The organism is Chryseosolibacter indicum, assembly GCF_018598585.1.
Taxonomy (GTDB): Bacteria; Bacteroidota; Bacteroidia; order Cytophagales; family Cyclobacteriaceae; genus Chryseosolibacter; species Chryseosolibacter indicus.
Window position 1 is genome coordinate 21,287 of the sequence record NZ_JAHESD010000070.1, and the last position, 6,551, is coordinate 27,837.

Annotated in this window: 4 protein-coding genes and 1 pseudogene; 3 read left to right on the forward strand and 2 right to left on the reverse strand. The window is 42.9% G+C overall.

Annotation, left to right across the window (positions count from 1 at the left end; genetic code table 11):
- Positions 1 to 35: 35 nt before the first annotated feature.
- Complete coding sequence (locus tag KK060_RS21260) at positions 36 to 1,172, reverse strand: cysteine desulfurase family protein (RefSeq protein ID WP_254156111.1); 1,137 nt, start codon at positions 1,170 to 1,172, stop codon at positions 36 to 38.
- Between the two features lie 43 nt (positions 1,173 to 1,215).
- Positions 1,216 to 2,625, reverse strand: a complete 1,410-nt coding sequence (glmM, locus tag KK060_RS21265) for a phosphoglucosamine mutase (RefSeq protein WP_254156119.1) — start codon at positions 2,623 to 2,625, stop codon at positions 1,216 to 1,218.
- Positions 2,626 to 2,737: 112 nt separating this feature from the next.
- Between glmM and mazG the strand changes: the two genes are divergently transcribed.
- The 3 genes and pseudogenes from mazG to KK060_RS21280 all read left to right on the forward strand — a co-directional run.
- Positions 2,738 to 3,550, forward strand: coding sequence for a nucleoside triphosphate pyrophosphohydrolase (mazG, locus tag KK060_RS21270; RefSeq protein ID WP_254156121.1), 813 nt, complete (start codon positions 2,738 to 2,740; stop codon positions 3,548 to 3,550).
- An 89-nt stretch (positions 3,551 to 3,639) separates the two neighbouring features.
- Complete coding sequence (locus KK060_RS21275) at positions 3,640 to 5,829, forward strand: cation:proton antiporter domain-containing protein (RefSeq protein WP_254156123.1); 2,190 nt, start codon at positions 3,640 to 3,642, stop codon at positions 5,827 to 5,829.
- Positions 5,830 to 5,916: 87 nt separating this feature from the next.
- Positions 5,917 to 6,551: pseudogene (locus KK060_RS21280) on the forward strand (glycine--tRNA ligase); the annotation flags it as partial.

Sequence of the window (6,551 nt, forward strand, 5' to 3'; positions counted from 1 at the left end):
TTGTTTATTGCATACTTAATTCTTATCCAACACAGTTAAGCTTCAACTTTATAAAGCGCTGCCATTTTGCTTACGGCAAAGTCGATATCTTCCGGTGTGTTGTATTTGCTGAACGAGAACCTTACTGCACCGCGTTTAGAGCCAGGATATAATGTTCCTAATACGTGTGAGCCTGTTGTAGCACCGCTGGAGCATGCGCTTCCACCCGATGCTGAGATGCCTTGCAGATCAAGATTAAAGAGAAGCATATCGTTCTCCTCCGACTCGGGAAGGCTTACGTTTAATACGGTGTATAAACTTCTTTCAGGATTGGCAGAGTCGCCATTAAAGGAAACACCAGGCAACTGTTCTTTTAATCCTTCAATCATTCTTGACTTAAGGCTCTGGATGTACTTCTTGTGTTCATCCATATCGCGATAAGCAATTTCAAGTGCTTTCGCCAAGCCAATAATTCCATATACATTTTCAGTGCCCCCGCGCATGTTTCTTTCCTGGGCACCACCGTGAATAAACGAATGGATCTTTCTGTCTTTACGAATGTACATGAAGCCAACACCTTTTGGTCCGTGGAACTTGTGTGCTCCGGCAGTCAGGCCACATACATGAAGAGTTTTCATGTCGTGCTTGTAATGGCCTACGGTTTGAACGGTGTCAGAATGGAAGAAGGCATTGTATGTATTGCAAAGCTCGCCCACTCTGTTAATATCAAGAAGGTTTCCTATTTCATTATTGGCATGCATCAATGAAACGAGGACATCCTTATTGTTTTTCAGTAAATGTTCGAGGTGTTGGAGGTCTACGTGTCCGTTTGCATCAAGATTAACCATGATGGTGTTTACACCTTCTTTTGCCAGGTGATCTACCGTATGGGTAACTGCATGGTGCTCGATGGGCGATGAGATAATCGTTTTTATATTGTACGTAGAAATTGCAGAACGGATAATGGCATTATCAGCTTCTGTTCCTCCGGAAGTGAAGATGATTTCGCCCGGCGTACAGTTTAAAAGCTCGGCTATCTTCTTTCGAGACGATTCTATGGCTGCGCGAACTTTGCGGCCATGGGCGTGGGTGGAAGAGGGGTTGCCAAAATCTTCCAACATAAACGGTTTCATCACTTCAAACACTTCCGGATCTAAGGGAGTGGTTGCAGCATTGTCTAAATAGATGCGCATTTCAGTTAACGAGTTGACGCAAAGTTACAGGAAATTTTAAATATCACCCTGCCAGCATCTTCTCGGCGATGATCTCTTTGATATCGCTCATGATCTTCTTGGCCAGGTTTTCTGCGGTGGTTTCGCTATCAGCCTCTGCATAAATCCTGATAATGGGTTCAGTATTGGACTTGCGCAGGTGTACCCATTCTTTATCAAATTCAATTCTTACACCATCAATGGTATTAATGGGTTGCTTTTTGTATTTCCGGCGGATAGCATCCAGAATTTTATCTACGTTAATATCACGGGTTAGCTCTATTTTATTCTTCGAAATAAAATAATTAGGATATTTTTTTCTGAGGCGCAGCGCAGTAGTTTGTAATTGTGCCAGATGTGACAGGAATAAGGCAATGCCCACCAGTGCATCGCGGCCATAATGAAGATCGGGATAGATAACCCCTCCATTACCTTCGCCACCGATGACGGCTTCTTTCTCTTTCATCATGGTTACAACGTTTACTTCGCCTACAGCAGAGGCAAAATACTGGCCTCCGGCCTCTTCTGTTACATCACTCAGCGCACGGGTAGATGAGAGGTTGGATACAGTGTTTCCGTTTTTCTTCTCTCCTTTTTTAAGAACGTAGTCGGCAACAGCCACTAATGTATACTCTTCTCCAAACGGGCTACCATCTTCACATACCAGTGCCAGGCGGTCTACATCAGGGTCAACCACGATGCCTAAGTCATATTTTCCTTTTGAGATCTCGCGACTGATATCGGTGAGATGTTCGGGTAGCGGCTCGGGGTTGTGAGGGAAATGGCCTGTTGGTTCGCAGTATAGTTCTTTGATTGTTGTTACACCCAGCGCTTTAAGAAGCATAGGTACTGCAATGCCTCCGGTGCTGTTAACAGCATCAACGGCAATCTTAAAATCGCGGGCTTTAATAGCTTCAACATCAACCAGCGGTAACTTCAGAATCATATCAATATGCTTCTGAATGTAGCCTTCACGTTTTTCGTATTTTCCAAGTTTGGTTACGGGTGCAAACTCAAATGTTTCGTCTTCGGCAATGCGAAGTACCTCTTCACCATCTACACCGCTGATGAATTCACCTTTTTCGTTTAGCAGTTTCAGGGCATTCCATTGCACGGGGTTATGGCTTGCTGTTATGATAATTCCGCCGGCTGCTTTTTCTTCTGTAACAGCAAGTTCAACGGTTGGTGTGGTAGAAAGGCCAAGGTCTATAACATCAATTCCTAGTCCCTGAAGGGTAGAGCAAACCAGGGAGTTTACCATTTCACCTGAAGGGCGTGCATCTCTACCGATTACGATCTTCGCTGTTACGCCTTTCTTTTTAATCCAGCAGCCATATGCGGCAGCAAACTTCACTACATCCAGCGGCGTGAGATTGTCTGATGTTTTGCCGCCAATGGTTCCGCGTATACCGGAAATTGATTTTATTAAAGCCACAGGTAATTTTGTTTAGGGTGTAAATTTAAAAAGATTACAGATTGGTGATGAATTAATATTCGTACTTGTAACTTTCCAACAGAAAAAATTATTGTTTCTCTCAAGAAGTATTATGAACAAAATACATTCCACGCCTGATTTGAATCGCCACAGTAAACTGAAAGCCTTTGATCGTCTTTTAACTATTATGGATGAACTACGAGAAAACTGCCCGTGGGATAAGAAGCAAACCCTTGAGAGTTTACGGCATCTTACCATTGAAGAAACGTATGAACTGTCTGACGCCATCCTGGAAGGCGATTTAAATGAGATAAAAAAAGAGATTGGCGATATTATGTTGCACCTTGTTTTCTATGCCCGTATTGCATCAGAGAAAAAGGCTTTTGACGTAGCTGATGTATTGAATTCCATTTGTGATAAACTTATTGCGCGGCATCCGCATATCTATGGTGATGTTATTGCTAATGACGAGCAAACCGTAAAGGCAAACTGGGAGAAGCTCAAGTTAAAGCAAGGAAATAAATCGGTATTGGAGGGTGTACCTACCTCATTGCCAGCACTTGTTAAGGCCATTCGTATTCAGGATAAGGCAAGGGGTGTTGGTTTCGACTGGGAGAAGAAAGAACAGGTTTGGGAGAAGGTTGAAGAAGAGATGCAGGAGTTTAAAAAAGAATTTAATACAGAAACAAGCGAGACGATTAATAAGGAAAAGGCAATGGCTGAATTTGGTGACCTCCTGTTTTCGCTTGTTAACTATGCACGATTTATTGATATCGATCCGGAAGAAGCATTGGAAAGAACTAATAAAAAGTTCATCAAACGTTTTCAATTCCTGGAAACAGAGTCGGCTAAAGACGGAAAAAAACTTGGAGAGATGACTTTGGCTGAAATGGACGTTTACTGGGAACGGGCAAAATCGTTATGATCTATACCTTGCCGGGCAACTTAACGTGTAGCAATAGTTTGTTGCATGCTGAATGCCTATTTTAGCCGCTCTTATTTTAAATGACTTCGATGCGACTAAACAAGAACCTGATTTTCTACCTGCTCATGATCATCGTTTTTGGCGGATTGATGTATTGGATCACTCAACAGGGAGAACTTTTAGAACCGGGAAAAGTACAAGTTGAGCCTGTAAAGCCGGCATTGGACCAATCGCCATTCGCATTGTTTCAGGAGTCTTTCAGTCATAACCTGACGCATCCGCTTGCCCTGTTAATATTGCAGATAATTTCAATAATACTTGTATCCCGGTTTTTTGGATTCATCTTTAACAAGATCGGCCAACCAACGGTGATTGGGGAGATTGTTGCTGGTATTGTTTTAGGGCCTTCACTAATGGGATTGTTCTTCCCCGAAGTTTCGGAGTTTCTTTTTGCGAAAGCCTCACTGCCCAACCTTCAGTTTTTAAGTCAGGTAGGATTAATCCTTTTCATGTTTGTTATAGGCATGGAGTTGGATCTTAAAGTGCTGAGAAACCAGGCACATGATGCTGTGGTGATCAGCCATGCCAGTATTGTTATTCCTTACTTTCTGGGCATGAGCCTAGCCTACTTTCTGTATCAGAACTATGCTCCCGGCAACATTTCGTTTTTATCGTTTGCCTTGTTTATGGGTATTGCCATGAGCATAACGGCATTTCCTGTATTGGCCCGTGTGATACAGGAGCGCGACCTCAGCAAAACAAAACTTGGCAGCATTGCTATTACCTGTGCTGCTGCTGATGACATTACCGCCTGGTGCCTGCTGGCAACTGTTATTGCCATTGTAAAAGCAGGTACATTTGTAAGTGCAATATTCACTATTGTGCTTGCGCTCGGTTATGTATTACTGATGGTTGTTGTTGTTCAGCCTGTACTTAAGCGAATAGGTAATGTTTATTCAGACCGTGAAACCATTAGCAAACCTATTGTTGCTATTGCCTTCCTGGTACTGCTGGCTTCGGCCTATGTTGCTGAAATTATTGGTATCCATGCGTTGTTTGGTGCATTCCTCGCCGGGGTGATCATGCCTCCCAACTTCAATTTCAGGAAGATCATGACGGAGAAAATTGAAGATGTAAGTCTTGTGCTTCTGCTTCCGTTGTTTTTTGTGTTTACAGGTTTACGTACGCAGATAGGTCTCTTAAATGAAACTCATCTTTGGATGGTGTGTGGCTGGATTATTCTGACGGCCGTAGCCGGTAAGTTTGGTGGTAGTGCCATTGCGGCCCGCTTTGTTGGTCAATCATGGAAAGACAGTTTATCGCTGGGTGCCTTAATGAATACAAGGGGACTGATGGAGCTGATTGTGCTGAACATAGGTTATGACCTGGGCGTGCTAACACCGGAAGTGTTTGCTATGATGGTGCTGATGGCATTGATCACAACGTTTATGACTGGCCCGGCTCTCGACCTTATTAATTATTTCTATCCCGATAAGAAATCCTCTGTGAGTGTTGTCGACAAGTTTTATAAAATATTGATATCGTTTGGTCCCGCTATAAAAGGAAAGAAACTGCTTCGACTTGCTGATCAGCTTACTCATAAAAAGACAACCGAGGCCAACATTACAGCTCTACACTTGACCCCCAGCGCAGACATTAATCAGAAAGAGGCGCGGGAGTATGAGAAGGAAAGCTTCAGGCTTGTAAAGCATGAGGCAGAAAACCTGGGCATTTCAATCAAAACAATTTATAAAGCTACTAACGACATCAATAAAGAAATTACGGGCGAAGCCAATAAAGGTAAGTATGATCTGCTGTTAGTCGGTGGGTCGCAAAGTGTTTTTAGTGCGGATGTAGTAGGAGGAAAAGTTAAAAATTACCTGGAGGATACAACCTGCCAGGTGGGGGTTCTGGTAGATAAAGATTTTGAAGTTGCCGATCGTATAGTATTGATGTTGCAGGATTTCAGTGACCTCTTCCTTATCTCTTTTGCTGAGCGGTTTATTCAAAATAATAATGCGAAGATTGTGCTCTCAGATCCTAACAGGCTGGTGAAAATGAATACTATTTTCAGGATGGCCGTAGAGAAGGTAAATAACGAAAATCCAGAGAGCATTGAGGTGTACGAAAGTCATGATCACACGGAGGAGTTCTTTAATCGTTTCAATCTGATGCTGATAAGCTATAGTAGCTGGAAACACTTAAACAGAAGGAAGAACCCCTGGCTTGCATATTCTCCAACAATTCTCATTTTAAAACCAGAAGGGCGACTACATTAAGCGCCTTACAGCTGTTTTTATTAAAAACTTTTAAAAAATGCGATCAGGCCCTAACTGGCTATGAACTAAGATTTATATTTGCCCCTTATGGCGAATCAAGAAGATAACCTTTTCAAAAATGTAATCTCCCACGCAAAGGAGTATGGTTTCATTTTTCCTTCCAGTGAAATTTATGATGGTTTAAGTGCTGTTTATGACTACGGGCAAAACGGGGCCGAACTAAAGAATAACATCAAAGATTACTGGTGGAAGTTTATGACCCTGTTACATGATAACATCGTAGGTATTGATGCGGCTATTTTTATGCATCCTACCACATGGAAAGCTTCGGGCCACGTAGATGCTTTCAATGACCCGATGGTAGATAACAAGGATTCTAAGAAGCGTTATCGAGCGGATGTGCTGGTAGAGGATGCAATCGCGAAGATGGAAGAGAAGATAGAGAAGGAAGTAGAGAAGGCGGCAAAGCGTTTTGGGGAATCGTTTAATCGCGAGATGTTTATCAGCACGAATCCACGTGTAGGTGAATACCAGAAGAAGATTGATGAAACCAATGCCCGCCTGAAAGAAGCAATGGGTAACGGTGACATGGCGGCTATGAAACAGTTGATTGTTGATCTTGAAATTGCTGATCCTATCTCCGGTACCAAGAACTGGACGGATGTGCGCCAGTTTAACCTGATGTTCTATGTCGTTGCCAGCGCGAAGACCGAGCTAGTATC